The following is a 1,073-nucleotide window of genomic DNA, read 5'->3' as shown; positions in this document are numbered from 1 at the left end:
ATGGTGCCAACGTTGACGTGCGGTAGGGAACGATCAAATTTTTCTTTAGCCACGACAATTAACTCCTTGCCTAAAGGACTGAATCAGCCTTGTTTTTTGGTAACGGTTTCGACGATGTGCGACGGAGCCGTATTGTATTTTTTGAATTCCATAGAGTAGCTTGCGCGACCCTGGGACATGGAACGAACGTCGGTCGCATAACCGAACATCTCACCCAGTGGAACCTCGGCACGGATAACCTTGCCGGACACTGTGTCTTCCATACCCTGGATCATGCCGCGACGACGGTTAAGGTCGCCCATCACATCACCCATATAGTCTTCAGGCGTAACAACCTCTACCGCCATGATCGGCTCGAGCAACTCACCACCGCCCTTCTGGGCCAGTTGCTTGGTCGCCATGGAAGCAGCCACCTTAAACGCCATCTCGTTCGAGTCGACGTCGTGGTAAGAACCATCAAACACGGTAGCCTTCAGGCCGATCAGCGGATAGCCGGCAACAACACCGTTCTTCATCTGCTCTTCGATACCCTTCTGGATAGCCGGGATGTATTCCTTAGGAACCACACCACCCACTACTTCGTTCAGGAATTGCAGACCTTCCTGACCTTCGTCAGCAGGTGCAAAACGAATCCAGCAGTGACCGAACTGGCCACGACCGCCGGACTGACGAACGAACTTGCCTTCGATTTCGCAGCTCTTCGTGATGCGCTCACGATAGGAAACCTGAGGCTTACCGATGTTGGCTTCGACGTTGAACTCACGGCGCATCCGGTCAACCAGGATGTCCAGGTGCAACTCGCCCATGCCAGAGATGATCGTTTGACCAGTCTCTTCATCAGTTTTGACGCGGAAAGACGGGTCTTCCTGAGCAAGTTTGCCCAGAGCGATACCCATTTTTTCCTGGTCATCCTTGGTTTTAGGCTCTACGGCAACCGAAATAACCGGCTCCGGGAAGTCCATGCGAACCAGGATGATTGGCTTGTCAGCGTTGCAGAGGGTTTCACCAGTGGTGACGTCCTTCATGCCGATCAGGGCCGCGATGTCACCAGCGCGTACTTCCTTGATCTCTTC

The 1,073-nt window shown here is 53.4% G+C and carries 1 pseudogene; it reads right to left on the bottom strand.

What is annotated here, in order from left to right:
- Positions 1 to 83 precede the first annotated feature (83 nt).
- A pseudogene (gene fusA / locus D8V06_RS03450) lies at positions 84 to 1,073 on the bottom strand (elongation factor G); the annotation flags it as partial.

The organism is Pseudomonas sp. Sample_24, from assembly GCF_004307605.1.
Lineage (GTDB): Bacteria > Pseudomonadota > Gammaproteobacteria > Pseudomonadales > Pseudomonadaceae > Aquipseudomonas.
This window is presented reverse-complemented; position numbering and strand designations above follow the sequence as displayed.